This is a genomic window from Mesorhizobium kowhaii (assembly GCF_003253745.1).
GTDB lineage: Bacteria > Pseudomonadota > Alphaproteobacteria > Rhizobiales > Rhizobiaceae > Mesorhizobium > Mesorhizobium kowhaii.
This window is the reverse complement of the sequence record NZ_MZXV01000062.1, coordinates 371,096-395,726: the sequence shown is the minus strand read 5'-3', so window position 1 is coordinate 395,726 and position 24,631 is coordinate 371,096. Positions and strand designations below refer to the sequence as shown.

The 24,631-nt window shown below is 65.1% G+C and carries 24 protein-coding genes, 1 tRNA gene and 1 riboswitch; of the genes, 8 read left to right on the top strand and 17 right to left on the bottom strand.

The window, feature by feature from the left end; all coding sequences use genetic code 11:
• Positions 1–2: 2 nt before the first annotated feature.
• Positions 3–1,295 (bottom strand): efflux RND transporter periplasmic adaptor subunit, encoded by a 1,293-nt coding sequence (locus B5V02_RS29910; protein WP_111547582.1) that lies wholly within the window; start codon positions 1,293–1,295, stop codon positions 3–5.
• Between the two features lie 101 nt (positions 1,296–1,396).
• Here B5V02_RS29910 and B5V02_RS29905 point away from each other — a divergent pair, with 101 nt between their 5' ends.
• Both B5V02_RS29905 and B5V02_RS29900 read left to right on the top strand, forming a co-directional pair.
• Positions 1,397–2,305: a PhzF family phenazine biosynthesis protein gene (locus tag B5V02_RS29905; RefSeq protein ID WP_111547581.1), complete on the top strand. Its 909-nt coding sequence runs from the start codon at positions 1,397–1,399 to the stop codon at positions 2,303–2,305.
• Positions 2,306–2,411: 106 nt separating this feature from the next.
• Positions 2,412–2,487, top strand: a tRNA-Lys gene (locus tag B5V02_RS29900).
• A gap of 399 nt (positions 2,488–2,886) precedes the next feature.
• Here the strand turns inward: B5V02_RS29900 and B5V02_RS40245 are convergent.
• From B5V02_RS40245 to cbiE, 8 genes are read right to left on the bottom strand one after another with little or no spacing between them, the layout of a single operon-like run.
• Positions 2,887–3,306 (bottom strand): hypothetical protein, encoded by a 420-nt coding sequence (locus B5V02_RS40245; protein ID WP_146606174.1) that lies wholly within the window; start codon positions 3,304–3,306, stop codon positions 2,887–2,889.
• 23 nt (positions 3,307–3,329) lie between these two features.
• On the bottom strand, positions 3,330–4,340 hold the full coding sequence (cobT, locus tag B5V02_RS29890) for a nicotinate-nucleotide--dimethylbenzimidazole phosphoribosyltransferase (RefSeq protein WP_111547579.1): 1,011 nt from the start codon (positions 4,338–4,340) through the stop codon (positions 3,330–3,332).
• A 39-nt stretch (positions 4,341–4,379) separates the two neighbouring features.
• Positions 4,380–5,198, bottom strand: a complete 819-nt coding sequence (gene cobS, locus B5V02_RS29885) for an adenosylcobinamide-GDP ribazoletransferase (RefSeq protein WP_111547578.1) — start codon at positions 5,196–5,198, stop codon at positions 4,380–4,382.
• A gap of 3 nt (positions 5,199–5,201) precedes the next feature.
• Positions 5,202–6,515: a cobyrinic acid a,c-diamide synthase CobB gene (locus B5V02_RS29880; protein ID WP_111547577.1), complete on the bottom strand. Its 1,314-nt coding sequence runs from the start codon at positions 6,513–6,515 to the stop codon at positions 5,202–5,204.
• The gene (gene cobA, locus B5V02_RS29875) at positions 6,512–7,330 is read right to left on the bottom strand and encodes a uroporphyrinogen-III C-methyltransferase (RefSeq protein WP_111547576.1); all 819 of its coding nucleotides are present in this window, start codon (positions 7,328–7,330) and stop codon (positions 6,512–6,514) included. Before cobA ends, B5V02_RS29880 begins: the two co-directional genes overlap by 4 nt.
• Positions 7,327–8,091 (bottom strand): precorrin-4 C(11)-methyltransferase, encoded by a 765-nt coding sequence (gene cobM / locus B5V02_RS29870; RefSeq protein WP_111547575.1) that lies wholly within the window; start codon positions 8,089–8,091, stop codon positions 7,327–7,329. Before cobM ends, cobA begins: the two co-directional genes overlap by 4 nt.
• Positions 8,088–8,474, bottom strand: coding sequence for a cobalamin biosynthesis protein (locus tag B5V02_RS29865; RefSeq protein ID WP_111547674.1), 387 nt, complete (start codon positions 8,472–8,474; stop codon positions 8,088–8,090). Before B5V02_RS29865 ends, cobM begins: the two co-directional genes overlap by 4 nt.
• A complete protein-coding gene (gene cbiE / locus B5V02_RS29860; protein WP_111547574.1) occupies positions 8,471–9,712 on the bottom strand; it encodes a precorrin-6y C5,15-methyltransferase (decarboxylating) subunit CbiE in 1,242 nt (413 codons plus the stop codon). Before cbiE ends, B5V02_RS29865 begins: the two co-directional genes overlap by 4 nt.
• Position 9,713: 1 nt before the next feature.
• Here cbiE and B5V02_RS29855 point away from each other — a divergent pair, with 1 nt between their 5' ends.
• Complete coding sequence (locus B5V02_RS29855) at positions 9,714–10,472, top strand: cobalt-precorrin-6A reductase (protein ID WP_111547673.1); 759 nt, start codon at positions 9,714–9,716, stop codon at positions 10,470–10,472.
• On the opposite strand, the gene B5V02_RS29850 is transcribed toward B5V02_RS29855, so the two are convergent.
• From B5V02_RS29850 to B5V02_RS29815, 8 genes are all read right to left on the bottom strand, one after another.
• Complete coding sequence (locus tag B5V02_RS29850) at positions 10,460–11,224, bottom strand: precorrin-3B C(17)-methyltransferase (RefSeq protein WP_111547573.1); 765 nt, start codon at positions 11,222–11,224, stop codon at positions 10,460–10,462. The genes B5V02_RS29855 and B5V02_RS29850 overlap by 13 nt on opposite strands.
• Entirely contained in the window at positions 11,221–11,979 is a 759-nt protein-coding gene (locus tag B5V02_RS29845) for a precorrin-2 C(20)-methyltransferase (RefSeq protein WP_111547572.1), read from the bottom strand. Before B5V02_RS29845 ends, B5V02_RS29850 begins: the two co-directional genes overlap by 4 nt.
• Positions 11,976–12,608, bottom strand: coding sequence for a precorrin-8X methylmutase (locus B5V02_RS29840; protein ID WP_111547571.1), 633 nt, complete (start codon positions 12,606–12,608; stop codon positions 11,976–11,978). Before B5V02_RS29840 ends, B5V02_RS29845 begins: the two co-directional genes overlap by 4 nt.
• Before the next feature lie 2 nt (positions 12,609–12,610).
• Positions 12,611–13,960, bottom strand: a complete 1,350-nt coding sequence (cobG, locus tag B5V02_RS29835) for a precorrin-3B synthase (protein WP_111547570.1) — start codon at positions 13,958–13,960, stop codon at positions 12,611–12,613.
• Complete coding sequence (cobN, locus tag B5V02_RS29830; protein WP_111547569.1) at positions 13,957–17,316, bottom strand: cobaltochelatase subunit CobN; 3,360 nt, start codon at positions 17,314–17,316, stop codon at positions 13,957–13,959. Before cobN ends, cobG begins: the two co-directional genes overlap by 4 nt.
• 18 nt (positions 17,317–17,334) lie before the next feature.
• Entirely contained in the window at positions 17,335–18,372 is a 1,038-nt protein-coding gene (cobW, locus tag B5V02_RS29825) for a cobalamin biosynthesis protein CobW (RefSeq protein ID WP_111547568.1), read from the bottom strand.
• 2 nt (positions 18,373–18,374) lie between these two features.
• Positions 18,375–18,803 carry a DUF1636 family protein gene (locus B5V02_RS29820; protein ID WP_111547567.1) on the bottom strand — a complete coding sequence of 143 codons (429 nt, stop codon included), beginning with the start codon at positions 18,801–18,803 and terminating at the stop codon, positions 18,375–18,377.
• A 39-nt stretch (positions 18,804–18,842) separates the two neighbouring features.
• Positions 18,843–19,046: riboswitch (cobalamin riboswitch) on the bottom strand.
• A 29-nt stretch (positions 19,047–19,075) separates the two neighbouring features.
• A complete protein-coding gene (locus tag B5V02_RS29815; protein ID WP_111547566.1) occupies positions 19,076–20,275 on the bottom strand; it encodes a winged helix-turn-helix domain-containing protein in 1,200 nt (399 codons plus the stop codon).
• Positions 20,276–20,606: 331 nt separating this feature from the next.
• Between B5V02_RS29815 and B5V02_RS29810 the strand changes: the two genes are divergently transcribed.
• From B5V02_RS29810 to B5V02_RS29790, 5 genes are read left to right on the top strand one after another with little or no spacing between them, the layout of a single operon-like run.
• The gene (locus B5V02_RS29810; protein ID WP_095087214.1) at positions 20,607–20,972 is read left to right on the top strand and encodes an NADH-quinone oxidoreductase subunit A; all 366 of its coding nucleotides are present in this window, start codon (positions 20,607–20,609) and stop codon (positions 20,970–20,972) included.
• A complete protein-coding gene (locus B5V02_RS29805) occupies positions 20,963–21,544 on the top strand; it encodes a NuoB/complex I 20 kDa subunit family protein (RefSeq protein WP_023670824.1) in 582 nt (193 codons plus the stop codon). Before B5V02_RS29810 ends, B5V02_RS29805 begins: the two co-directional genes overlap by 10 nt.
• Positions 21,545–21,548: 4 nt before the next feature.
• Positions 21,549–22,154: an NADH-quinone oxidoreductase subunit C gene (locus B5V02_RS29800; RefSeq protein WP_111547565.1), complete on the top strand. Its 606-nt coding sequence runs from the start codon at positions 21,549–21,551 to the stop codon at positions 22,152–22,154.
• Between the two features lie 9 nt (positions 22,155–22,163).
• Complete coding sequence (locus B5V02_RS29795; protein WP_111547564.1) at positions 22,164–23,354, top strand: NADH-quinone oxidoreductase subunit D; 1,191 nt, start codon at positions 22,164–22,166, stop codon at positions 23,352–23,354.
• Positions 23,355–24,629 carry an NADH-quinone oxidoreductase subunit E gene (locus B5V02_RS29790; RefSeq protein ID WP_111547563.1) on the top strand — a complete coding sequence of 425 codons (1,275 nt, stop codon included), beginning with the start codon at positions 23,355–23,357 and terminating at the stop codon, positions 24,627–24,629.
• Positions 24,630–24,631 lie beyond the last annotated feature (2 nt).

The window sequence follows — 24,631 nt, the reverse complement described above, 5'->3', positions numbered from 1 at the left end:
CCTTAGCTCCGCTGCTGCGATGCGGTGATGACCTCGGCGCCTTCCTTGAGGCCCGAGGTGATCTCGGTCAGTTCGCCATCGGTTGAGCCGATCTTGACGTTGACCGGATGCGGCCGTCCATTCTCCAGCACGTAGAGCGTGCGCGAGCCGTCGGTGGGCGCCGTCGCGATCTGGCGCTGGCGGTTGCCGCCGGGACGCCCCATGCGGCCAGTAAACAGGTCGCTCAGGCTCCAGCCACGGGCCGCCTGCTGTGCCGGGCGATAGCGGAAAGCGGTGGCCGGTACGGTGAGCACGTCCTTGGCTTGCCGGGTGACGACCGAAACGGTGGCGGTCATGCCGGGCCGCAGCAACAACTCGTTGTTGTCGACCTCAAGCCGCGCATTGTAGGTGACGACGCCGTCGGTGGTGACCGAGGCATAGGAAATGTCGCGGATCTCGGCGTCGAACGGCCGGTCCGGGAAGGCATCGACGGTGAAACGGGCATGCTGGCCGGTCTTGACCGCGCCGATGTCGGCCTCGTCGACCGCCGCCACCAGTTCCATGTTTCTGAGATCAGCGGCGATGATGAACAGCACCGGCGCCTGCAGCGAAGAGGCAACCGTCTGGCCGGGGTCGACCGAGCGCGTCAGCACGATGCCGTCGATCGGCGCATAGATGGTGCTGTTGGCAAGGTCGGTCTGCTGTGATTTCAGATCGGCATTGGCGATGGCGAGATTGGCCTGGGCGCTGTCGAGCGCCGCCTTGGAACGGTCGCGCGTCGCGGTCGCCGCCTCGAGCGACTGGTCGGTCGCCATGCCGCGCTTGGTCAGCGCCGCTGCGCGAATAAGCGCCCTTTCGTTCTCGGTGAGTGTCACCGTGGCGTCCTCGACATTGGCAGCCGCGCCCTTGGCGGATGCCTCGGCCCGCTCGATCTGGACCTGCAGCTTGGCGGTGTCGAGGGCGGCCAGTACGTCGCCCTTCTTGACCTGCTGGTTCTCCTCGACGGACACCGAGCGGATGATACCGGAGAGCTGGCTGGAAATATCGACCTGTGTGAGCGGCTGCAGCGTACCGGTCGCCGATACCGCGACGGTGAGATCGGCTTTGGCGGCAGGCACGGTGGTGTAGTCAACCTTGGCGGGCGAGCCGGCGTACCATTGATAAAGGCCAAACCCGGCGGCGAGCACGATCAGTGTCAGCAGCGCATAGAGCCAGCCGCGGCGGCGCGTCTTGCGCAGACCTTGACTGTCGAGCCCGAGCGCGGTCTCGATGGCGGAATCCGATTCCGTCTTTGGCAGATTGACAATCTGGTCCACGTTGGACCCCTATGGTGCGCAATGTCCCTATCTGTGCACAGATCAGGCTTACTGGTTCAAATATCAAATTAAATTTCGCCCATGTTGGGATTGAGGCAGGAATGCAAACCCGGAATTACTTGCTTTACGACGTGTTCACGACCGAGCGACTGGCCGGCAACCCGCTGGCCGTGGTGTTGGATTGCAAAGGTCTGGACACGGCCGCGATGCAGGCCATCGCGCGCGAGTTCAACCTGTCGGAATCGGTCTTTGTGCTGCCGCCGGCCAATCCCAAGCACCGAAACCGCATCCGCATCTTCACGCCCGACTACGAAATGCCGTTCGCCGGCCACCCGACCGTCGGCTCGGCGATCGCGCTGGCCGAACTGGCGGGAGAGGGCGGCGCCGGCATCTTCGTGCTGGAAGAAAACATCGGTCCGGTGCGTTGCGCCGTCAGCAAGCACGATGGCAACACCTTCGCCGAGTTCGACCTGGCGAAGCTGCCGGAGCCGCTGAAGCTCGAGGCCGATCCGGAGGCGATCGGTGCGGCCCTTGGGCTGGCGCCGCATGAGATCGGCTTCGAGAATCATCGCGTCGCGTTCTGGTCGGCGGGTGTGCCCTATGTGACCATCCCGGTTGCCAATCTCGAAGCGGCGGGCCGAATCCGGCTGGACAACCAGGCCTGGTCGGAACTGGCGCCGCGCAAGAGCGAGTGGGCCTTTGCCAGCCCCTATGTCTACTGCCGCGAGACGGTGAACCACGAAAGTGCGTTCCATGTGCGCATGATCGTACCGGGCACGCCGTCCTATGAAGACCCGGCGACCGGCTCGGCGGCGGCCGCCTTCGCCGGCGCCATCATGCATTTCGATGGCCCGACAGACGGTGTTTCGCAGCTGTGGATCGAGCAGGGGCTGGAGATGGGCCGGCCGTCGCGCATCCGCCTCGAACTGACCGTGCAAGGCGGAAAACTGGCCTCGGCGCGCATCGGCGGCAACGCGGTCAAGGTCGCCGAAGGCAGACTGTTCGTTTGATCGCGAGCAGGCTCGGTCGATTTGTCGGGAAATGATTCCGGCAGGGCTGGACAGGACCGATGGTGGCGGCTATATGCCCGCCAACGCCGGTTTTTGCCGGCCGAGTGGGTGCGTAGCTCAGTTGGTAGAGCAGCTGACTCTTAATCAGCGGGTCCACAGTTCAATCCTGTGCGCACCCACCAAAATCTTCAAAGACTTGGTGGAAAGACCCTGAAAGCGGGATGTTTCGCTGCCGTTCGGTGGCGGCATTCAGTGGACGCTATTGGATAGTTGGTCGCAGATAGCTGAGGATCGCTCGCGTTATAGCGAGGACGCCGTCGACAGCTTCGAAGTTCGTCTTGCTTTTGCCGGCGACCCATTCGAGTTCCGGGGCTTCCGGCAGACGAAGCTCGCCACATCGCAACCAGCCCGAAAGCGTAAAGAGGTCTAACGATCTCGGATCGCCATCCGAATAGTAAGGAAATTGAAAGAACAACCTTATTGGGCCGCCATATCTAAGCTTGAAGGTCATTGAGAATCTAACATCGTGACCAAATCGGCCTTCAAAGGCTCCACTAAAGCTAAGGTCTCTGGCGTCGTAGCTATGTGCCATTGCCTCGCCAATCCCAAGGAGTTCCATGCCTTGAGGTATGGGCTTTCAGTTCTTTGCGGTTCGGGAATTTTGCCTTTTCAGGATCATAACGAGTGGGCGCATCGATGTAGCCTGTCTCAGTTCTCCACTCCTCCGCGGCGCTGCGAAGATCTTCGAAAACCTGATCAATTTTAGGATTCGTCTGCTCGCCAGTACAGATTGAAATCCGCCATTGAGAAATCATCTCGCACAGCGCTTCGACCGTATGGCCCGATCGCTCTGCCCAATCCTCCGTCGCCAATATCCACGGTGAATTGTATTTCAGCCCGGCAAAAGCTCCGATCCCGCGATCGAAATCTCTGATAATCAGCGCGACAGTATCGCGAAGACCCTGTTTGGGATCGCCGAAAATTTGGGAGGGCTCGTTCATCGCGCGATCCGGGCGTTGCTAGCCTACTTCTCCGAAACGCCCGCCTCGGCAAAACTTGCCATGCGGGTGTGGCACTCCAGCGCGGAACGGACGATGTTGACGGCGAGGCAGGCGCCGGAACCTTCGCCAAGCCGCATGCCGAGATCGAGCAGCGGCGGCAGGCCGAGCGCTTCGAGCAGGCCACGGTGGCCGGATTCGGCCGAGACATGGGCGGCGATGGTGTGGGCGAGGCCGGCCGGATGCAGCCTTGCCAGCGGTGCGGCGGCGGCGGTGCAGACGAAGCCGTCGAGCAGTACGGGTATGCCCAGATGGCGGGCGGCGAGCGTGGCGCCGAAGATGGCAGCGAGTTCGCGCCCACCGAGCGCGGCGGCAACTCCCAGCGGATCGCTAAGGGCGACAGCGTGGCGCTTCAGGCCGGCTTCGATGGCGACCACCTTGCGCTTCAGGCCGGCGTCATCGACGCCGGTGCCGCGCCCGGTCCATTTTTGTGCACCGCCGCCGAACAGCGCCGCCGAAATAGCGGCTGCCGGCGTGGTGTTGCCGATGCCCATTTCGCCGAAGCAAACCAGATCGAGGTCCTTCGTCACCGCGTCATAGCCGGCCGACACGGCGGCGAGAAACACCTTCTCGTCCATCGCCGGGCCTTGCGTGAAGTCGCCGGTGGGATGGTCGAGATCGAGCGGGATGACATCGAGTTCGGCGCCGGCGATGCGGGCAAGCTGGTTGATGGCGGCACCGCCGCCGGCGAAATTCGCCACCATCTGCACGGTGACTTCCGAAGGATAGGCCGACACGCCTTGCGCGGTGACGCCATGGTTGCCGGCAAAGACGAAGACCTTCACCCGGTCGAGCCTGGGCATGTCGCGGCCCTGCCAGCGCGCCAGCCATGCGGCGATGGTCTCGAGCCGGCCGAGGCTGCCTTGCGGCTTGGTCAGCGTGTCCTGGCGGCGGGCGACAGCGCTTGCGGCGGGATCGCTGCCGGCAGGTAGGTTGACGCAGGCGGCGCGCAGTTCATCGAGCGATTTGAAGGGCATGGGGCAAAGTCTCCAAAAGGGAATCAGGCCAAAGGGGAATCAGGAGAGAGCTACGGAAGCGACGAGCAGCACGGCAATTTCGCTCAGCTGCTGCAAGGCGCCGATCGTGTCGCCGGTCTGGCCATCGATCTGGTTGAGGCAAACGGCGCGGAAGGCGGCAAACAACAGGCCGAGCAGGATGAGCGCCACAATGGCGCCGCCGAGCCCTAGCAAAAGCAGCGGGATCGCGCCGAGCACGGCACCGGCGATGGCGGTTTCGATCGAAACGGTACCCGAATCCGCTGAGAGACCGTCGGACCGGGCCGGGGGCAGCAGGTACATGAAGGCGCCCAGCACGCCGCGCGAGGCCGCGTGTGCGGCGATCAGGGCGGACAGGGCCTGTGTGGGCTCGACGAATTCCGACAGTGCGCTCCAGCGGATCAGCAGCGACAGAGCCAGCGCCATGGCACCGTAGGCGCCGATGCGGCTGTCGCGCATGATCTCGAGTTTCCGGCCGCGCGATTTGCCGCCGCCAAAACCATCGGCGACATCGGACAGCCCGTCCTCATGCAGGCAACCGGTGGTGAGCACGGTTGAAACAAGGGCGAGGGTCGCCGCCGGGCCCATGGCGAGGCCAAACCGTTCCGCCGTGGCAAAGACGATGGCGCCGATCAAGCCGACCACAAGGCCAGCGACGGGTGCCGCCCAGATCGCCGCGGCAAGGCTGTGGCCGCGAAAGTCGAAGACGGGCAGCGGCAGGCGGGTGAAGAAGACCAGGCAAAGCGCGATATCGTCGAGGAGCTGCCGGGGCGAAAGGCTCAAGTTCCGGAGCTTGAGCCTGATCTTTTCCGAAAACCGGTTGCCATCTTTCGGGATCATTCTCTAGCCCCTCGCAATGGCGTGGAAGAAGGTGCCGCTGACATGGCCGCGCCGGTAACCCGAGGCGCCGATCGGACTGCCCTGGCCGTCGGCGAGGTCGGCCAGCGGCTCGTCATTGCCGGTCGCGATCATCTGCGCATAGTGGAACTCGTGGCCGCGGATCAATGCGCCTTGCTTGCCCAACGGGCAATCGGCGCGCAGCCGTGCCTCGCGGTAACCGAGGTTCATCTTGCGCTTGGCAAAGCTGGTGGAATGGCCGAGCAGGCCGAGCATCGCATGCCCTTCGCCCGACGCGTCCTCCAGTGCTTCGCCAAGCACCATGAAGCCACCGCACTCGCCATGGATGGGCTTCGTCGCAGCGAATCTTGCCATTCGTGCACGGAAATTGGTGGCGGCGGCTAGCTTGCCAGCATGGAGTTCGGGATAGCCGCCAGGCAGCCAGCAGACATCGCAGCCGTCGTGGGGTGCCTCGTCGGCGAGCGGCGAGAACGGGACGATCTCGGCCCCGGCCTTGCGCCAATGGGCCGCCACATGCGGATAGAGGAAGGTGAAGGCGGCATCTTCAGCCAACGCGATCCGCTGGCCGGGCGGCGATAGCGCGTCGTCGAAGCCGCCGGGCGCCGGGGTGAGGGGGCTCGCCAGGGCCATGATGGCGTCGAGATCGAGTGACTTCTCGGCCATGTCGGCCAGCCGGTCGAGATGCGCCATCAGGTCATCATATTCGCCGGCCTGGACGAGGCCGAGGTGGCGCTCGGGCAGGTTCAGGGTGGGGTCGCGCAGGATGGCGCCGACGACCGGCAGGCCGATCGCCTCGATCGCATCGCCGGAGAGCCGGCGGTGGCGCTCGCTGCCCAACCGGTTGAGCACGACGCCGGCCATGCGCACATCCGGATCATAGGTGGCAAACCCCTTGGCGACGGCGGCCGCCGTGGTTGATTGGCCGGAAACGTCGAGCACCAGCAGCACCGGGAGACCGTAGAGCCGGGCGAGATCGGCCGCGGAGCCGGTGCGGCCGGGAGCCGCCGGAATGCCGTCGAACAGGCCCATGGCGCTTTCGAGGATGACGAAATCGGTATCGTCGGCCGCTTGGGTGGCGAGCGCGTTGAGCAGCGATGGCGGCATGGCCCAGCTGTCGAGGTTGACGCCGGAAAGCCCCGTGGCGGCGGTGTGGAAGCCAGGATCGATATAGTCGGGGCCGGATTTGGCGCCGCGTACTTTCAGTCCACGCCGGGTGAGCGCGCGCAGGATGCCGATGGTGACGCTGGTCTTGCCCGAGCCGGAGCGTGGCGCACCGATGATGATGGCGCGAGCGGTCACGGGTTGCCCGCCAGTGCCGCGCGCATGGCGACGATGCCGCCGACGACGATCAGCGCCGGCGAGGTCAGCCCGGCAGCGGCCGCTTGCTCGGCAATGGTGGCGAGCGTGGCGACGACGGTTCGTTCCTGCGGCGTCGTCGCGGCAACGATCACTGCCGCCGGCGTCGACGGCGCCAGCCCACCGTCGAGCAATGCCGCGGCGATCAAGGGCAAATTGGCCATGCCCATATAAACCACGATGGGCTGGCCGGTGCGGGCTATTGCGCCCCAGTCGATATCGTCATCGGTGCCGGCGGCATGGCCGGTGGCCAGGATCACCGCCTTGTTGATGCCGCGCATGGTGGCCGGGATGCCGGTTGCAGCCAGTGCGCTCAGTCCCGATGTCAGGCCGGGCAGGACGCGGAACGGGATATGTTCCCGTGCCAGCGCCAGAGCTTCTTCGCCGCCACGGCCGAAAATATAGGGATCGCCACCCTTCAGCCTGACGACGCGGCGGCCTGCGCGTGCCAGCCGGACCAAAAGTGCGGTGATGTCGTCCTGCTTCATCGACGGTTTTCCGCCGCGCTTGCCGGCAAAGAAAAGCTCGGCGCTTTCGGCGACGGCGACGACGTCGGGAGAGACCAATGCGTCGTAGACCAGCGCATCCGCCTCGGCCAAAGCGGCCAGCACTTCCAGGGTCAGGCAGCCAGGGTCGCCGGGGCCGGCGCCTGCCAGCCAGACATGGCCCGGCTCCAGCCGGCGCGGCTTGAAGTTCAGCCGGGACAATGCCTGTTCGAGCGTGGCGTTCTCGCCCTTGTTCCTGGTGCTGCCGCTCACAATCCGTCCCGTCCGCGAAAACGCCGCTGGTAGTGGGCGTCGTACAATGAACTCTCACCAAAATCTTCCGCCGCCAGCGAACGGCCGACGAAGATGATCGCCGTGCGCTCCATCGGATCGGCCGCGAGCAACATTTCGATCGTTTCCAGCGTGCCGGTCAGCACGCGTTCATCCGGCCAGGAGGCGCGGAAGACGATCGCCACCGGGCAATCCCCACCATAGTGCGGCGTCAGTTCAGCGACGACGCGATCGATGGCGTGGATGGCAAGATGAATGGCAAGCGTGGCGCCGGTGCGGCCAAAGCCGGCCAGCGTTTCGCCGGGCGGCATCTTCGACGCACGGCCGGAGATGCGGGTCAGCACCAGGCTTTGCGCGACTTCGGGAATGGTCAATTCGCGGCGAAGCGCTGCGGCCGCGGCGGCGAAGGAGGGGACGCCCGGCGTCAGCGTGTAGGGAATGCCGTGCTTTTCCAGCCGGCGGATCTGCTCGGCAACCGCGCTCCACACCGACAGGTCGCCGGAATGCAGCCTGGCGACATCATGACCGGCCTTGTGGGCATCGAGATACGCGGCCTCGATCTCGTCGAGCGACATCGGCGCGGTGTCGATCAGTTTTGTCCCCGGCGCGCAGTGCTGCAGCAACTCAGGCGCGACGATCGAACCGGCATGGAGGCAGACTGGGCAGCTTGCCAGCAGCCTGGCGCCACGCAGCGTGATGAGGTCGGCGGCACCGGGACCGGCGCCGATGAAATGCACGGTCATGGCGCATCTCCGCTGATGGCGATGGCGCAGGTGACCGGGCCGAGCACCGTACGGGCTCCGAGCAGCCTCGCGCCTCTGCCGGCGACGGCTAGGGCGGATGCTTCGGAAACCGATGGCGTGCCGGCCAGATCCTGCGAGAGAACGGAATGGCTGATCGTGCCTGATGAAGCGGCCTCGATCGCGGCCGCATCGGCGACGATAATCGGAAGATTGAGCTGATGCCCGGCGGCGAAGATGGCCTTTTCGTCCTGCTTCAGGGGGGCGGTGGCCAACGCTGAAAGCGCCGTCATCGCCAGCCCATGCGTCTCGAGTGCAGTTTCTATCGCAGCCAGCACATCTTCGACGCTCACGCCTTTTCGGCTGCCGATGCCCGCGACCATCATGGCTTCACCCAGCTCCATTGGGTGACCGGCATGGCCGGCCGCCAGGCCTGCATCGAGCCGACCGGCGACGCGCGCGATATGTTTATCCGGGTAAGATCACCGCCAAGTGAGACATGGCGGGCAAGAAGCAAGGTTTCCATCTCCAGCGTCACCGCATTGGCCACGAGACGACCGCCGGCGCGCAAGGCCTTGATGGCAGCGTTCAACACGCCGGCATCGCTGCCGCCGCCGCCGATGAAAATCGCGTCCGGCGTGTCCAGCCTGGCAAGGGCCTTCGGCGCGCTGCCTTCCACCACGACAAGCCCGGGAACGCCGCAGGCGGCGGCGTTGCGGCCAATGCGGGCGGCGCGGATCGGGTCGGCCTCGATGGCGATGGCGCGCAGCGAGGGATGGCTGAGCATCCATTCGATGCCGATGGAGCCGGAGCCGGCGCCGATGTCCCACAGCAACTCGCCCCGCCGTGGCGCCAGCGCCGACAGGGTGATGGCGCGGATTTCGCGCTTGGTGATCTGGCCGTCATGGTCGAACAGATGATCGGCAAGACCAACCGTGAGCGGCAGGACGCGCGCATCCGGACCCGGTTCAACGTCGATCGCCAGCACGTTGAGCGGATTGATGTTTTCGAGATCGAAGGCATCGGCCTGGGCCGAACGCAATGTCTCCCTCCGCCCGCCTAAGGCCTCCAGAACCGTCAGCCGCGATGTCCCAAAGTCCAGTTCGGTCAGCAGGCGCGCGATTGCCGCAGGTGCTTCGGCGTCGGATGTCAGCGCCAGGATGCGCGCATTCGGCTGCAGCAACGGCCGGATCAGGTCGAGCGGCCGGCCATGCAGCGAGACGGTCTCGACATCCTGCAGCGCCCAGCCCAACCTAGCAGCAGCCAGCGAAATGGCCGATGGTGCCGGGATGACATGCATCTCCTGCGCCTTCACCTTGCGGGCGAGGGTGGCGCCGACCCCGTGGAAGAAAGGGTCACCCGAGGCGAGCACGCAGACGTTTCTGCCGGCAAGCGCCAGCACATCAGCCATCTCGGCATCGAAAGGAATCGCCCACGGTCGTGCCTCGCCCTTGGCGAAGGAGGCGACAAGGGCGAGGTGCCGCTTGCCGCCGAAGATGATCTCCGCCTTGGCGATCAGCTGCTTGGCCTCGTCGCCGAGACCCGCTAAACCGTCCTCGCCGATGCCGACGATGGAGAGCCATCTTGAGTTGAGCTTGGCGCCGCGCGGACCCTCAGCAGGCATGATGACCCACCGCATTCTGATCCTTGGCGGAACCACGGAAGCCCGGCAACTGGCCGGAAAACTGGCGGCGCGCGCCGATTGCCTGGTCACGCTGTCGCTGGCCGGCCGCACCGAAAGCCCGGTTGCGCAGGGCGTGCCGGTGCGAACCGGAGGGTTTGGCGGCGCCGATGGGCTGGCCGCCCATCTCCGGGAGACGGGCATCGACCTGCTGATCGACGCCACGCACCCCTATGCGGCGCAGATCTCGGCCAATGCCGCGCAAGCCGCGCGCGTGGCCGGTGTGCCTGTTTTGGCGTTGCGACGCCCCGGCTGGGAACCTGTCGAAGGCGACCGCTGGACGCAGGTCGATACAACAGGCGATGCCGTGCAAGCGTTGGGCCCAGCGCCGCGCCAGGTCTTCCTGGCGCTGGGCCGGCAAGAAGTTGCCGCTTTCGAAGCAGCGCCCCAGCACCACTATCTCATCCGCAGCGTCGATCCGGTCGAACCGAAGCTCGCGGTGCCGGATGCGACCTATCTGTTGGCACGAGGGCCGTTCCGCGAGACGGAAGAACGCGCGCTGCTCGAAAAGCATCGCATCGACGCCCTCGTGTCCAAGAACAGCGGCGGCGAGGCGACCTATGGCAAGATCGCCGCGGCGCGAGCGCTTGGCATCGAGGTGGTGATGGTCCGCAGGCCCGCGCTGCCGGACGTCCCTTCGGCTGAAACCGTCGAAGCGCTGGCCGCCATTGTCAACCAGTTTGGGGTCGATCATTTTCTCTGACCCGTGGACGAACGCGGTGTGTAGACCAGCGCCTGCTTTTCGCCGCGCTTGATGATCCTGGTTTCAGGCGAGCCGATGATGATGCAGGTCGCCATGTCGGCCTTTTGCGCGTCGACATCGGCCAGCAGGAAGACTTCGATGCGCTCATCCGGACGGCCGGCGGCGCGGCCGAAAATCACCGGCGTGGTGCCCGGCAGGATCGCGGTCAGGCATTCGAAAGCGCGGCCAAGCTGCCAGGGCCGCGCCTTGCTGATCGGATTGTAGAGCGCGATGACGAAACCGGCGCCGGCCGCCGCCAACAGGCGTAGCTCAATCAGCTCCCACGGCTTCAGATTGTCGGACAGCGAAATGGCGCAGAAATCATGGCCGAGAGGGGCGCCGATGCGGGCGGCGACAGCGAGCATGGCGGTGATGCCGGGCACGACGGCGACATCGACCGCACGCCATTCGGCCGGGCCGGCCTCGATCGCCTCGCAGACGGCGGCTGCCATGGCGAACACGCCGGGATCGCCACCGGAAACGACCGCAACGTCATAGCCTTCAGCGGCCTTGACCAGCGCGTCCTTGGAGCGGGCGAGTTCCTCGCGGTTGTCGGAGGCAACGCGGGTCTGGTCTCCGCGCAGCTCCAGTCGGTCGAGATAGGGCTTGTAGCCATAGAAGAATTTTGCCTGCGCCACGGCGCGGCTGGCCTCCGGCGTCACCTGATCGGCATTACCGGGCCCGAGGCCGATGACGGTGAGACGGCCGCTCATGCCTGCGCTCCCAAGACGCCCGGCCGGCCGGACCAGCCGGCGACCAGCACGATGGCGAAGTAGGGGGCCTTGTCGTCCTTTTTGTCGGTCAGCTTCATCGAGACGCTGCCGGTCATGGTGCCGCGCTCGACATAGACGGCGCGCGCCAGCTTGCCGGTTGCCTCCAGAGCCCGCCTGATCTTGGGCAGGTTGCGGCCGACTTTCATGATGACGGCGGCATCGGTGTCGGCCAGCCGGCGCGTCAGCTCGAACTCGCTCATCGTGCCCGGCAGCACCGTCAGCACGTCGTCGCCCTGGACGATCGGCAGGCCGGTCGCCGACCAGCAGCCGGACATGGCGGTGACGCCGGGAATGACTTCGGTCGGGAAGCGATGGGCAAGCCGGACATGCAGATGCATGTAGGAGCCGTAGAACAGCGGGTCGCCCTCGGACAGCACGGCGACCATTTTGCCGGCCTGAAGATGCTCGGCGACCTTCTCGGCGGACTCCTCGTAGAAACCGGTGATCTGCGAGCGGTAGTCGTCGTGATCCTTGTCGATTTCCGTGGTGACGGGATAGAGCAGCGGCAGTTCCGTCATGCCCGGGCGGAACTGCGCTTCGACGATGGCGCGCGCGTTGCTGTTGTTGCCGCGCTTGGCGAAATACGCCACGACATCGGCCTCGGCCAGGACGCGCGCGGCCTTCAGCGTCAGCAGTTCGGGGTCGCCGGGACCCGTGCCGACGCCGACGAGACGGCCTTTGGCAAGCGCGTTCACAGGCCCGGCCTCGCCAGGGCATTGAGTGCCGCGGCGGTCATGGCGCTGCCGCCAAGCCGGCCGCGCACGATGGCATAGGGCACGCCATAGGAATTCTCGGCCAGCGCATCCTTGGATTCGGCCGCACCGACGAAGCCGACCGGCATGCCGATGATGGCTGCCGGCTTCGGCCCGCCGTCGCGAAGCTTTTCCAACAGATAGAAAAGTGCGGTCGGCGCATTGCCGATGGCGACCACCGAACCGGCTAGGCGCTCGCCCCACAGGTCGATCGCGGCCGCGGAGCGGGTGTTACCGATCTCCTTGGCGATTTCGTGTGTGCGCGGGTCGCGCAAGGTGCAGATCACCTCGTTGCCGGCCGGCAGCCTGGCGCGGGTGACGCCATGCGAGACCATCTCGGCGTCGCAGAAGATCGGCGCACCAGCCGAAAGTGCCGTGCGCGCGGCGGCAACGAAATCCGTCGAAAAAACAAAATGCCTGGCAGCTTCGACCTGGCCGCAGGCATGGATCATGCGGATGGCGACATCGGCCTCGGCTTCGGAGAAGCGCGACAGGTCAGCCTCGGCGCGAATGATGGCGAAGGAGCGCTCGTAGATCGCCGTGCCGTCGTGGATGTAGTCGTAGGCGGCCATGCTCATTCCTGTCGGTAAGCTTCGGCGATGCCGGCCGCGCCAAGCCTTGTCAGGCAAGCGGCGGCTGTTTCGCCGGGAAGTCGTGCGCTGCGGATCGCTGCCGCGACGCGGCTGATGCCGCGCGCGGCGTCATAGCCCGGCCTGTAGCCGGCAGGAAGGGCCTTTGCCGTCGCGTTCACGACAAGTCCGGCTCCGTTTTCGCCGCCGACCAGGGTAAGCGCTGCTTTGCCCGGATGGGCGCAGCCCTTGGCACAGCCGGAAATGTGCAGTGTGAAGTCGAGGATGTCGGCGTTTTCAGCGGCAATCGTCTCGGCAATGTCGCGCGTGGCTATCCGGCCGGAGGCGCAGGCCGGCGTGCCGGGGCAAGCCGCAATACGTGTGCGCGGATCGTCTGGGTCGGTGACGAAGCCGAGGGTGGTTGCGGCGTGCTGAAGAGAGCGGCATGCGGCCGACTGGAGTCCGAGGAACAGCAAGGCACGGCCGGGCGCCAGTCGGATTTCGGTTGTGCCGAGGGCGAGGGCGCTCTGGGCGAGGCCGATGATCTTGTCTGCCGGCATGCTGCCATAGGGCAGGCCTATGCCGAGGGCGGTGGCTGCGGCGAGATTGAAAGTTCCGATAGGTCGGAGTTCCTTCGCGCCCCCCTCTGTCCTACCGGACATGTCCGGCAGGACAGAGGGGGGTGGGACGGAGTGCCAACTTTCGAGCGATTTGAGCTGCCTCTCCGACAAATCCCTCGCGTGGGCCTCACGACCCTTCTCGGCAACCATCCTGAGCACGGCAACGGCAATATCGCGTGCTGCATCGTCTTCCACGGTGACGAGCGGCCTCGCATTCTGCCCATCACCCGCGACAGACACCAGCCACCGAACTCCCGCATCAATCCGCGTTGCCGCAAGCCGCACATCGGCCGTTACCGCATCCAACGTCAGTTGCCCACCGCCGTCGACAACAACCGAAACCTTTGGCCCGAGCCGTTGCGTCAGCCCAGCCTCTTCGACCGCTGCTCTGATCCGCTCGGCCAGCGGCCGGGGATCGGCGACCTTCTGAGGATCGATGCCAGCCAGCGGCCCGGTCTCGACCGGCACGCCGGTGCGCACGGCGATTCCCAGAGCATCAACCTCCGTCGCCAGCAGCGGCGCGCTGTCCGGTGTCAGCCCGCGTAGCTGCAGGCTGCCGCGCGCGGTGATCTCCATGATGCCGTTGCCGTGCCGCAGGGCGGATTCGGCGAGGCCGATCAAAAGCTTCGGCGACAATCCTCCCGCAATTGGGTTGAGCCGCACCAGCAAGCCGTCGCCGGTCTGCATGGGGGCTGCCAGAGCAGGGCAGGCGCCGCGACGCGAGAAGGCGTTCATGCCGCAACCCCAAGCACTTCAGCCTCGGCAATCAGCGCGGTGAGATCGTCGTCGATGGAATTGCGCAGGGGATGCCAGAGGCCACGCCGCCGCGCCGACAGGAAGCGCTCGGCGATGACTTTGGCTGCTGCAGGGTTCTCGCGCAGGATGAAGGCGCGCACCGCGGGATCACCGAGATAGGCATCGTGAACGGCCTCGATCAATGCGCCCGATATGGCATGGGTGGTTTCGGCGAAGCCGACCAGCCGGTCGACGGTTTCGGCGAATTCGGACGCGCCGCGCGGGCCGTGGCGCATTTGGCCTGATATGAAGCGGGCGTTGACGGCGCGGGCCCGCACGACGCGGGCCACCGCCTCACTGATCGAACGCGGCTTGGGCTTTTGCGGATCCGTGGTGTCGAGCACGATCACGTCGGCGTTCCTGCCGAGCGCGGCCAACGCTGCCGAAAAGCCGCCGATGAAGGCGACGTCGGCGGAACCTTCGAGGATGTCGCGGCCGGGGTCGTCGCCGGTGTGGACGAGAAGATCGGCTTCGGCGATGCGGCCCTCGAAGGCGCCGGGCGCGGATATGCCTTCGCCTCCGGCGCCGCCATAGGCATGCGAGGTGGCGTCGAGATAGGCGCGGCCGATCTCTTCACGTGCCGCCCAGTCACCGCTTGACAACAGGTCCTCTATGCCGGCGCCGTAAGTGCCGGGCGAGGTGCCGAAGATGCGCGGGGTGATCTTGCCATCCGCGCGGGCTTTGGCTGCGAGCGGGTTTTCCGAATCCTCCTCGTCGCGGGTGGCAACGGCATTTCCGGCGGCATCGATCAGTGCGATCTGGGTCGGGAACATGTCGCGGAACAGACCTGATATGCGCCAGGTGACGTCGACACGTGGCCGTCCGAGCATGGCCGGCGGCAGCACCTCGATACCGGTGATGCGGCCGGTCGCGGCCTCCCATTGCGGCCGGCAGCCCATCAGCGCCAGGCCCTGGGCGATCTCCTCGCCGCCGGTGCGCAGCGAGGCCGAGCCCCAGAGATCGATGATCAGCGAACGCGGCCAGTCGCCATGCAACTGCATATAGCCGCGCACCACTTCTTCCGCCGCCGCCTTGCCGAGGTCATAGGCGGTCGGTGTCGGCATGGTGCGCGGGTCCGACGTGAACAGGTTGCGGCCCGTGGGCAAAACGTCGGAGCGACCGCGCGCTGGCGCGCCGGCCGGACCGGCCTTGACGTGACGGCCATCGAGTGCCGCGAGCAACGCCGTCTTCTCGGCTTCCGCGCTTTGCCGGCGCATGGCGTCAGGCTCGTTTTCGGGCGCACGGCCATAGATATGCAGCCCGTCCTTGATGGCGAAATCCTTGAGGTCGCAGAGCCAGGCGTCGATGCGGCGCAGCGCTTCGTCGGGTGCGTCGGTTTTGGCGACGCCGGCTTCGGAGGCGAGGCCGGTCTTTTGCGCGGTGTCGACGATCAGCTTGGCAAGCCGGTCGCGGCGGCGACGGTCGAGCCCGTCGGCCTGGGCATATTCGTCGACCAGCCGCTCGAGCCTGTGCTGATCCTCGTCCAGCCCGGCGCCGGTCAACGGTGGCGGCAAATGGCCAAGGGTGACGGCGGCGATGCGCCGCTTGGCTTGTGCCGCCTCACCGGGATTGGAGACGATAAAGGGATAGATCACGGGCAAGGGGCCGGTGACGATCTCGGGAAAGCAGTTTTCCGAGAGCGCAACCGTCTTGCCGGGCAGCCATTCCAGCGTGCCATGGGCGCCGACATGGACAAGCGCATGAACGCCGAGCGACTTGCGCAGCCACAGGCCGAAAGCGATCAGCGCATGGCGCGGCGGCAGTGTCGGGTCGTGATAATCGGCGCGGCGGTCCGCCGAGCGGCCGCGATCCGGGGCGAGCGCCACGGTGACGTTGCCGAAGGTGGCGGCGCGGAATGGGAATTTTGCGGAGGGGGGCGCCTCGCGCAAGCCGGTCTCGTCTTCCGTCTTCCCCCAGGCCGCCTCTACGGCAGCCATTGCCACCCTCGGCAATTCGGTCGAGAAGGACAGATAGTCGTCAAGCTTCAGCCCGTGGTTTGAACTTTCCAGCAAATCCAGCAGCTCACGCGGCGTTTGTGGAATCCCGTCGACGGCATAGCCCTGTCCCTTGAGGTCATGCAGCATCGCCAGCACGCTGGACGGCACGTCGAGGCCAACGGCATAGCCGGTGCGGCCGGGGGCACTCGGGTAGTCCGGGATCAGGATCGCCAACTTGCGCTCAGCGCGGGGCGTTTCCTGCAACTTGATGAAGGCTCTGACGCGGTCCGCGACTTGCGCCACACGATCCGGTTCCGGCCGGTTGGCAAAGGCGCGGTGACCAAGCGCCGGATCGACCTCGTTCTCGCCCTTGAAAGAAATCGCGCCGGCGAGGATGCGGCCGTCGAGTTCGGGCAGCACGACATGCATGGCAAGATCGGCCGGCGCCAGGCCGCGTTGGTTGTTTTCCCAGATGTCGCGGCGGGTGGTGGCGACGATGACCTGGAACACAGGCACGCCGGCGCGGTCGAACAGGGTCTCAATGCCGGGTTCGGCGCCGGAAGCGAAGGCGGTTGCGGTGATGATGGCGGCGGGTTTGAACGTGGCCAGTGCGGTTTCCACGAACGCAAGGGATGCCGGGTCCTTGAGGCTGGAGACGAAGATGGGGACAGGGGTAATGCCGCGCTGCCTGAGCGCGTCAAAAAGGGCGTCGATCGGCGCGACATCGGCGGCCAGCAGCATCGAGCGGTAGAACAGGATGGGGATGACGGGGGCGCGGACAAAAGCACTCAGATCATCGATGACGCCGCGGCCCGGCTCGTAAAACCCCGTCTTCGGTACGGCGACCGGCATCGAAATTGTTGCTTCGGATCCCGCCAGCCGCGCCAGCTTCTGCACCAGCGCGCTCATATTGGCCGGGCCGCCCTCGCGAAAATAGTCGAGCAGAGCGTCGAGCTCCTCGCGGGGCAGTGTCGAGGCTTCGATCAGGCGCAGATCCTCGTCGCGGCATTCGCCGGGCAGCAACGCCAGTTTTATTCCGCGTGCGCGGGCGGTCGAGGCAAGCTGGTCGCAGCCGTAGCGCCACCAGTCGTAGCCGCCGAGGATGCGCACGAGGATGATTTTGGCGTGGCGGGCGACGCTGTCGACCCAGAGGTCGACGGACATGGGATGGCGCAGGTCACGCAAGGCCGCCAGCCGCATGGCGGGCAAGCGGCCGGCATCGGCCTTCCATGCCGCCGCCAGTCCGGCAAGATCGCTGTCGGTGAAGGACAGGGCCACGATATCCGCCGGCGTCTGCCGCAGATCGACCGGCTCGGCGAGGTCGTCGAGCGAGGCGGAGGTCGTGGTGAGGATGTGCATCGCGGCCCGTGGTTTGCGTCAGCCGGCGAGTATACGCTCGATCGCCGGGCGGTTCAGCCCCTTGAGGCCGATGACGACGAGGCGCGAGCGGCGGTCATCCCCGGCCGTCCAGGCGCGGTCATAGTAATGATTGACACGCGGTCCGACGGCCTGCAGCAAGAGCCGCATCGGCTTGCCGCCGACCTCGACGAAACCTTTCACGCGCAGCACGTTTTCTTCCTCCGCGGCGGTGGCGACGCGCTTTGCCAGCTCATCCGGATTGGCGATCGAGGCGATGTCGATGACGAAGCTGTCAAAGTCGTCGTGCTCGTGGTCGAGTTCGTCGTCGTGATGGGTCTTGCGGTTTTCTATGTCGTCCTCGACGGCAAGGCCAAGGCCGAGCAGCACCGACGGATCGACCTTGCCCTGAGACGTCGGCACGATCTTCACGGCGCGTGCAATGTGCTCGTTGATAATGGCGTTGGCGCGGGCCGAGCCGGCAGCGTCCATCAGGTCGCTCTTCGACAGGATGATCAGGTCGGCGCAGGCGATCTGGTCCTCGAACACCTCCTCGACCGGGTCGTCGTGATCGAGCGTCGTGTCCTGGGCGCGCTGTGCCTGAAGTGCGTTCATGTCGTTGGCGACGCGGCCCTCGGCCAGCGCCGGGCCGTCGACGACGGCGATGACGCCATCGACCGTCACGCGGCTCTTCACTGTCGGCCACTGGAAAGCCTGGACCAGTGGCTTGGGCAGCGCGAGGCCCGAGGTCTCGATCAGGATGTGGTCGACCTTCGGCGTCAGCGACAGGATCTGGTCGAGCGCCGGCACGAAATCATCGGCAACGGTGCAACAGATGCAGCCATTGGCCAGTTCGACGATGTTTTCCTCGGGGCACGTGTCGATGCCGCAGCCCTTCAGGATCTCGCCGTCGATGCCGATGTCGCCGAATTCGTTGACGATGATGGCGATCCGCTTGCCGCCGGCTTTTTCCAGGAGATGGCGGATCAGCGTCGTCTTGCCGGCGCCCAGGAAGCCGGTGACGACGGTGCAGGGGACGCGGGAGACGGAAGCGGTCATGATCAGTCCTTCAGCAGGTCAAGGGGAGGGATGCGGGCCACGAGGCCGCGCTTGAGGCTATCGGGGCGGCCGCGCCACGGAATGAGGCCGTCCATCGAAGTGGCGAAGAGTTTGGCGCCAGTGACGAGATCGGCGCCGCTTGTCGTCGTCAGGTCGCCGAAGACGTAGCTCCAGCAGCCATCGCGCAGGATGGCGGCGCTGAGCCGGCGCTTGCAATTGCCGAGGCATTCGACGCTGCGGACGCGGACGTCTTCGCCAGCGGCGGCGCGGCGCGTGTCGTCCGCCAGCAGTTCGCCGGCGCGGGGATGGGCATCGGAACCGGTTTCATCGCGGCAGGAGGCACAGACGATGACGGTCACGCCGGCAAGGGCATCGCTCTCGCCGGACGAAACATCCGCTGTGCCAGCCGAAAAACTGCTGTCGTGGTCCAAGAATCGGGCTCCTTGCCCGGAAACCCGCCGGGCGATCGGATTCTATAGTCGCAGACGGCAGGTCTCCTGGCTCGCGGGTCATCGCCTTGGTGCCGCCTTCCCGGGACCATCCCAGTGGCTTTCGGCCTTGGCTCTTCGCTTACAGTTGCGGGGACAGCCGCGGATTTGAAATCGGAATTTCGCACCGCATTCCCTCTTGGCTCCTCTCGTTGAAGAGAAGAGACCGTCTGGACCGGATTTAGGCTTTTGCAGGCAGCGGTGTCAACGTGGGCTTACGACACGGTCAGGTCGGCCAGCGCCGGACCCAAATCACCAGCCGATGTCACTTCTATACGTTCAAGGCCAAGCCAGCCCTGCATCTGCTTCAGTTCCTCGAAGAGTTCTGCAGCGGTTTCAGGCGGCGCGCCGGGCTCGGCATAGGCGGCATGGACACGCAGCATCCCGGCTGGCCGGTCGGCCTTGAGGTCGACGCGCGCCACAATCCTGTCACCGAGCAGAAACGGCAGGACGTAGTAGCCATATTGCCGCTTATCGGCTGGGGTGTAGATTTCTATACGGTAGTGGAAATCGAACAGCCGCTCGGTGCGCGATCGTTCGAAGACGACCGGATCGAACGGCGCCAGCAGGGCGCGGGCCTCGATTTTTCGTGGCAGGCGCGCGTCCTTGTGAAGATAAGCCGGCTTGTCCCAGCCTTCGACGCGCACCGGCAGCAGCTCGCCGAGCTCGACCAGTTCTTCCAGCCGGCCCTTCATGTCGGCGGGGGACAGGCGAAAGTAGTCACGCAGGTCGCCGGCCGTGGCGATACCGTGGGCGCGGGCGGAAATGCGCAGCAACTCGCGGTGCGCGTCCTCGGCGGCGGGCACCGGCAGATCGAGGATCGCCTGCGGCAGCACGCGCTCCGGCAGATCGTAGAACCGCTCGAAACCGCGACGATGAGCGGTGGTGATGCGCCCGGCCCAGAACAGCCATTCGAAGGCATGCTTGGCATGGCTCCAGCCCCACCAGCCGCCCGAACCTTTCTGGCCTTCGAGCGCTGAAGCGGCGATCGGACCGCGCTCGACGACCTCGCGGTAGATATCTTCGATATAGGCGGCGTGCTCGCGGCCCCATTTGGCGAGGCCCAGATACATTTCATCGCCGTGCTCGGCCCGCTGCATGCGCCAGCGCATCAGCGGATATGTCTCGACCGGCAGGAAGGAGGCCTCGTGCGCCCAGTATTCGAACACTGTGCGCTTGCGCGTGACGGCGGCGTTGTCGAGCAACGTGAGCGGGTAGGGGCCAAGGCGCGAATAGAGCGGCATATAATGAGCGCGCACCACCGCACTGACGGAATCGATCTGCAGCAGGCCGGTGCGCGAGAGCACGCGAGCAAAATGACGACGGTCGGGCGAAGCGGTGGGGCGGGGGTCGAGAAACCCTTGAGCGGCAAGCGCGATGCGCCTGGCCATGGCAAGCGAGATCTTTTCCTTCATGCGGGTGTCATTCTGAGGGTGATTTGGCGTGGCCCTGATGGGTGATTCCGGCCCATGCTAGCAGGGTTTTGGCGGCAACCATGTCAGGAGACAAAAGTGGAGTAAAAATAGAAGGAAATCAAACAGGAGCGGATCGGACCAGTTTCCTCGGATATGCCGTCCAGCACCGTGTTTTGAACAAGGTTTGACTTGCTTCGCTGGAAGTGCTGCGCTAACCCTCGCCGCGTTGCAGCATAGGCCCTTAAAACGGTTCAGCGGTTAAACTGTCACGCTTCCGCATTAAGGTCCGGTGCTGTAATCAACGTGGATTGGCGCCAACGGAAAGCCGAGCATGAACGCACTTCTAGGTTCATACCTGCCCATCGTCCTGTTCATCGGCGTGGCCCTGGTCGTCGGCCTGGCGCTGCTGGCCGCCCCCTTCCTGGTCGCCTACCGCAATCCCGATCCCGAAAAGCTTTCCGCCTACGAGTGCGGTTTCAACTCGTTCGACGACGCCCGCATGAAATTCGACATCCGCTTCTACCTGGTGTCGATCCTGTTCATCATCTTCGATCTGGAAGTGGCTTTCCTGTTTCCGTGGGCGGTGTCGTTCTCGAAGATCGGCATGCTCGGTTTCTGGTCGATGATGGTCTTTTTGGCGGTGCTGACCATCGGCTTTGCCTATGAATGGAAAAAAGGAGCGCTGGAATGGGATTGAACGACAGTTCCGGAACGCTCGTCGCGCCGAAGCCCAAGGGCCTGATCGATCCCAACACCGGCAGGCCGGTGGGGTCCGACGATCCTTTCTTCCTCGAGATCAACAACGAGCTGGCCGACAAGGGCTTTCTCGTCACCTCGACTGAAGCGCTGATCACCTGGGCGCGCAGCGGTTCGCTGATGTTCATGACCTTCGGCCTCGCCTGTTGCGCGGTCGAGATGATCCACACCTCGATGCCGCGCTATGACTCGGAGAGGTTCGGTGTTGCTCCTCGCGCGTCTCCGCGCCAGTCCGACATCATGATCGTTGCCGGCACCCTGACCAACAAGATGGCGCCTGCGCTGCGCAAGGTCTACGACCAGATGCCGGAGCCGCGCTACGTCATCTCGATGGGCTCCTGCGCCAATGGCGGCGGCTACTACCATTATTCCTATTCGGTGGTGCGTGGCTGCGACCGCATCGTGCCGGTCGACATCTATGTGCCCGGCTGCCCGCCGAGCGCCGAAGCGCTGCTTTACGGCATTCTTCTCTTGCAGAAGAAGATCCGTCGCACCGGCACGATCGAACGGTAAATCCATGACCGCATCCCTGAGCGAACTGTCGACCTATCTCGGCGAGAAGCTGATCGGCCGCGTGAATGACGCGGTGATCGCCTATGGCGAACTCACCGTCCATGTCGAGCCGCGCGATCTGGTCGAGGTGATGACCTTCCTGCGCGACGATGCGCGCTGCCAGTTCATCTCGATCATCGACGTCTGCGGCGCCGACTATCCGTCGCGGGCCAAGCGCTTCGACGTCGTCTATCATCTGTTGTCGCCGAAGCAGAATGTGCGCATCCGCGTCAAAGTTCAGGCCGACGAAGAGACGATGGTGCCGTCGATCACCGGCGTCTATCCCGGCGCCGACTGGTTCGAGCGCGAGACCTACGATCTCTATGGCGTGCTGTTCTCGGGCCACCCGGACCTGCGGCGCCTGTTGACCGATTACGGTTTCGAAGGCCACCCGCTGCGCAAGGATTTCCCGCTGACCGGGTTCGTCGAGGTGCGCTACGACGACGAGGCCAAGCGCGTCATCTACGAGCCGGTCGAGCTCAAGCAGGAATTCCGCAATTTCGATTTTCTCTCGCCATGGGAAGGCACGGATTACGTCCTGCCGGGCGATGAAAAAGCCAAGACGAATTGAGGCGCCAGAATGGCTGAGACCTCCGTCCGCAACTTCAACATCAATTTCGGCCCGCAACACCCTGCGGCGCACGGCGTTTTGCGCCTCGTGCTGGAGCTTGACGGCGAAGTCGTCGATCGCGTCGATCCGCATATCGGGCTGCTGCATCGCGGCACCGAAAAGCTGATCGAGGCCAAGACCTATCTGCAGGCGATCCCCTATTTCGACCGGCTCGACTATTGCGCCCCGATGAACCAGGAGCATGCCTTCGCGCTGGCCGCCGAGCGCCTGCTCGGCATCGACGTGCCGAAGCGTGGCCAGCTGATCCGCGTGCTCTACTGCGAAATCGGCCGCATCATGTCGCACATCCTCAATGTGACGACGCAGGCGATGGACGTCGGCGCGCTGACGCCGCCGCTGTGGGGCTTCGTCGAGCGCGAAAAGCTGATGGTGTTCTATGAGCGCGCCTCCGGCTCGCGCATGCATGCGGCCTATTTCCGCCCCGGCGGCGTCCACCAGGATCTGCCGCAGAAGCTGGTCGAGGACATCGGCAAGTGGATCGATCCGTTCCTGAAGTCGATCGATGATCTCGACGCGCTTTTGACCGGCAACCGCATCTTCAAGCAGCGCAATGTCGATATCGGCACGGTCTCGCTGGCCGATGCCTGGGCCTGGGGCTTTTCGGGCGTCATGGTGCGTGGCTCGGGAGCGCCCTGGGACCTGCGCAAGTCGCAACCCTATGAATGCTATTCGGAAATGGATTTCGACATTCCGATCGGCAAGAACGGCGACTGTTTCGATCGATACCTCGTGCGCATGGAAGAGATGCGCCAGTCGGCGAAGATCATGCGCCAGTGCGTCGACCTTTTGCTCGGCAAGGAGAGCACCGGCCCGGTGTCGAACCTCGATGGCAAGGTGGTGCCGCCGAAGCGCCAGGCAATGAAGCGCTCGATGGAAGCGCTGATCCATCACTTCAAGCTCTACACCGAAGGCTACCGCGTGCCGGCAGGCGAGGTCTATGCTGCGGTCGAAGCGCCGAAGGGCGAGTTCGGCGTCTACCTCGTCTCAGATGGCTCCAACAAGCCGTACCGCTGCAAGTTGCGCGCCCCCGGTTTCGCGCATCTGCAGGCGATGGATTTCCTCTGCCGCGGCCACATGCTGGCCGACGTCACCGCCGTTCTCGGCTCCCTCGACATCGTGTTTGGTGAGGTCGATCGCTAAATGTCAGTCCGCCGTCTCGCAGAAGCCAGTGTCCAGCCAGCATCCTTCGCCTTCAACCGGGCGAACGCGGCAGCGGCGAAGCAATGGCTCAAGAAATATCCCAAGGGCCGCGAACAGTCGGCGATCATTCCGCTTTTGATGCTGGCGCAGGAGCAGGAAGGCTGGGTGACGAAGGCGGCGATCGAGACGATTTCGGACATGCTCGGCATGCCCCGTATCAGGGGGCTGGAAGTCGCCACCTTCTACACGCAATACCAGCTGAGCCCGGTCGGTACCCGCGCCCACATCCAGGTCTGCGGCACCACGCCCTGCATGCTGCGCGGCTCGGAAGCGCTGATGGATGTGTGCCGTTCAAAAATCCATCACGACCAGTTCCACACCAACGACAAGGGCACCTTGTCGTGGGAAGAGGTCGAGTGTCTCGGCGCTTGCGTCAACGCGCCGATGGTCATGATCTTCAAGGATACGTTCGAGGATTTGACGCCTGAGCGGCTGGCCGAAATCATCGATCTCTATGACGCCGGCAAGGGCGCCTCGGTGACGCCCGGACCGCAGGACGGCCGCACCGGCTCGGAGCCGGCCTCCGGCCTCACGACCCTGAAGAGCGAAAAGGCGATCCTCAAGTCGACCCGCGACAGGGAAGCCAGGGAGGCCGCCAAGGCCGCCAAGGCGGTGCCCGATGCGATAATCGCCACGGTCGCTCCGGCTGTCGCGCCGTCCAATGCCAGCAAGCCGAAGACCGATGCCCCGGAAACCAGCCCGGCATTGAAGACGCCTTCAACGACCAAGGTCGCGCCGGCAGTTGAAAAGGCGGCGAGCGTTTCGGCCCCGCTGCATTCGGCCGCCAATGCCAACAAGGCAGCCCCCGAGGTCGAGCAGGTTTCCAAGCAGCGCAACGGTCCGAAGACCAAGGCCGAGCCGGCCACCGCCTTCAAGGCGCCGGAGATCAAGGCGCCAGCCGCGAAAGCCGCCAAGCCGACCAAACCGTCACTCGAGGACAAGAACCGTCCGGCTGGCATCGACAGGCCGGCGCTGGTCGATGACCTCAAGCTGATTTCCGGCGTCGGCCCCAAGATCGAAGGCATCCTGCATTCGCTGGGCATCTTCACCTTCGCGCAGGTTGCGTCCTGGAAGAAGGCCGAGCGCGATTGGGTGGACGGTTATCTCGCTTTCCACGGCCGCATCGATCGCGACGACTGGGTCAAGCAGGCCAAGGCGCTCGCCAAGGGTGGCGTCGCCGAATACATCCGCGTCTTCGGCAAGAAACCGGTCTGAGG

Coding starts and splice junctions, on each gene's coding strand:
- B5V02_RS29905 (WP_111547581.1), top strand. CDS start 1,397: ATGCAAACCCGGAATTACTTGCTTTACGACGTGTTCACGACCGAGCGA.
- B5V02_RS40245 (WP_146606174.1), bottom strand. CDS start 3,306: ATGAACGAGCCCTCCCAAATTTTCGGCGATCCCAAACAGGGTCTTCGC.
- cobT (WP_111547579.1), bottom strand. CDS start 4,340: ATGCCCTTCAAATCGCTCGATGAACTGCGCGCCGCCTGCGTCAACCTA.
- cobS (WP_111547578.1), bottom strand. CDS start 5,198: ATGATCCCGAAAGATGGCAACCGGTTTTCGGAAAAGATCAGGCTCAAG.
- cobM (WP_111547575.1), bottom strand. CDS start 8,091: ATGACCGTGCATTTCATCGGCGCCGGTCCCGGTGCCGCCGACCTCATC.
- B5V02_RS29865 (WP_111547674.1), bottom strand. CDS start 8,474: ATGATGGTCGCGGGCATCGGCAGCCGAAAAGGCGTGAGCGTCGAAGAT.
- cbiE (WP_111547574.1), bottom strand. CDS start 9,712: ATGCCTGCTGAGGGTCCGCGCGGCGCCAAGCTCAACTCAAGATGGCTC.
- B5V02_RS29855 (WP_111547673.1), top strand. CDS start 9,714: ATGACCCACCGCATTCTGATCCTTGGCGGAACCACGGAAGCCCGGCAA.
- B5V02_RS29850 (WP_111547573.1), bottom strand. CDS start 11,224: ATGAGCGGCCGTCTCACCGTCATCGGCCTCGGGCCCGGTAATGCCGAT.
- B5V02_RS29840 (WP_111547571.1), bottom strand. CDS start 12,608: ATGGCCGCCTACGACTACATCCACGACGGCACGGCGATCTACGAGCGC.
- cobG (WP_111547570.1), bottom strand. CDS start 13,960: ATGAACGCCTTCTCGCGTCGCGGCGCCTGCCCTGCTCTGGCAGCCCCC.
- cobN (WP_111547569.1), bottom strand. CDS start 17,316: ATGCACATCCTCACCACGACCTCCGCCTCGCTCGACGACCTCGCCGAG.
- cobW (WP_111547568.1), bottom strand. CDS start 18,372: ATGACCGCTTCCGTCTCCCGCGTCCCCTGCACCGTCGTCACCGGCTTC.
- B5V02_RS29815 (WP_111547566.1), bottom strand. CDS start 20,275: ATGAAGGAAAAGATCTCGCTTGCCATGGCCAGGCGCATCGCGCTTGCC.
- B5V02_RS29810 (WP_095087214.1), top strand. CDS start 20,607: ATGAACGCACTTCTAGGTTCATACCTGCCCATCGTCCTGTTCATCGGC.
- B5V02_RS29805 (WP_023670824.1), top strand. CDS start 20,963: ATGGGATTGAACGACAGTTCCGGAACGCTCGTCGCGCCGAAGCCCAAG.
- B5V02_RS29800 (WP_111547565.1), top strand. CDS start 21,549: ATGACCGCATCCCTGAGCGAACTGTCGACCTATCTCGGCGAGAAGCTG.
- B5V02_RS29795 (WP_111547564.1), top strand. CDS start 22,164: ATGGCTGAGACCTCCGTCCGCAACTTCAACATCAATTTCGGCCCGCAA.
- B5V02_RS29790 (WP_111547563.1), top strand. CDS start 23,355: ATGTCAGTCCGCCGTCTCGCAGAAGCCAGTGTCCAGCCAGCATCCTTC.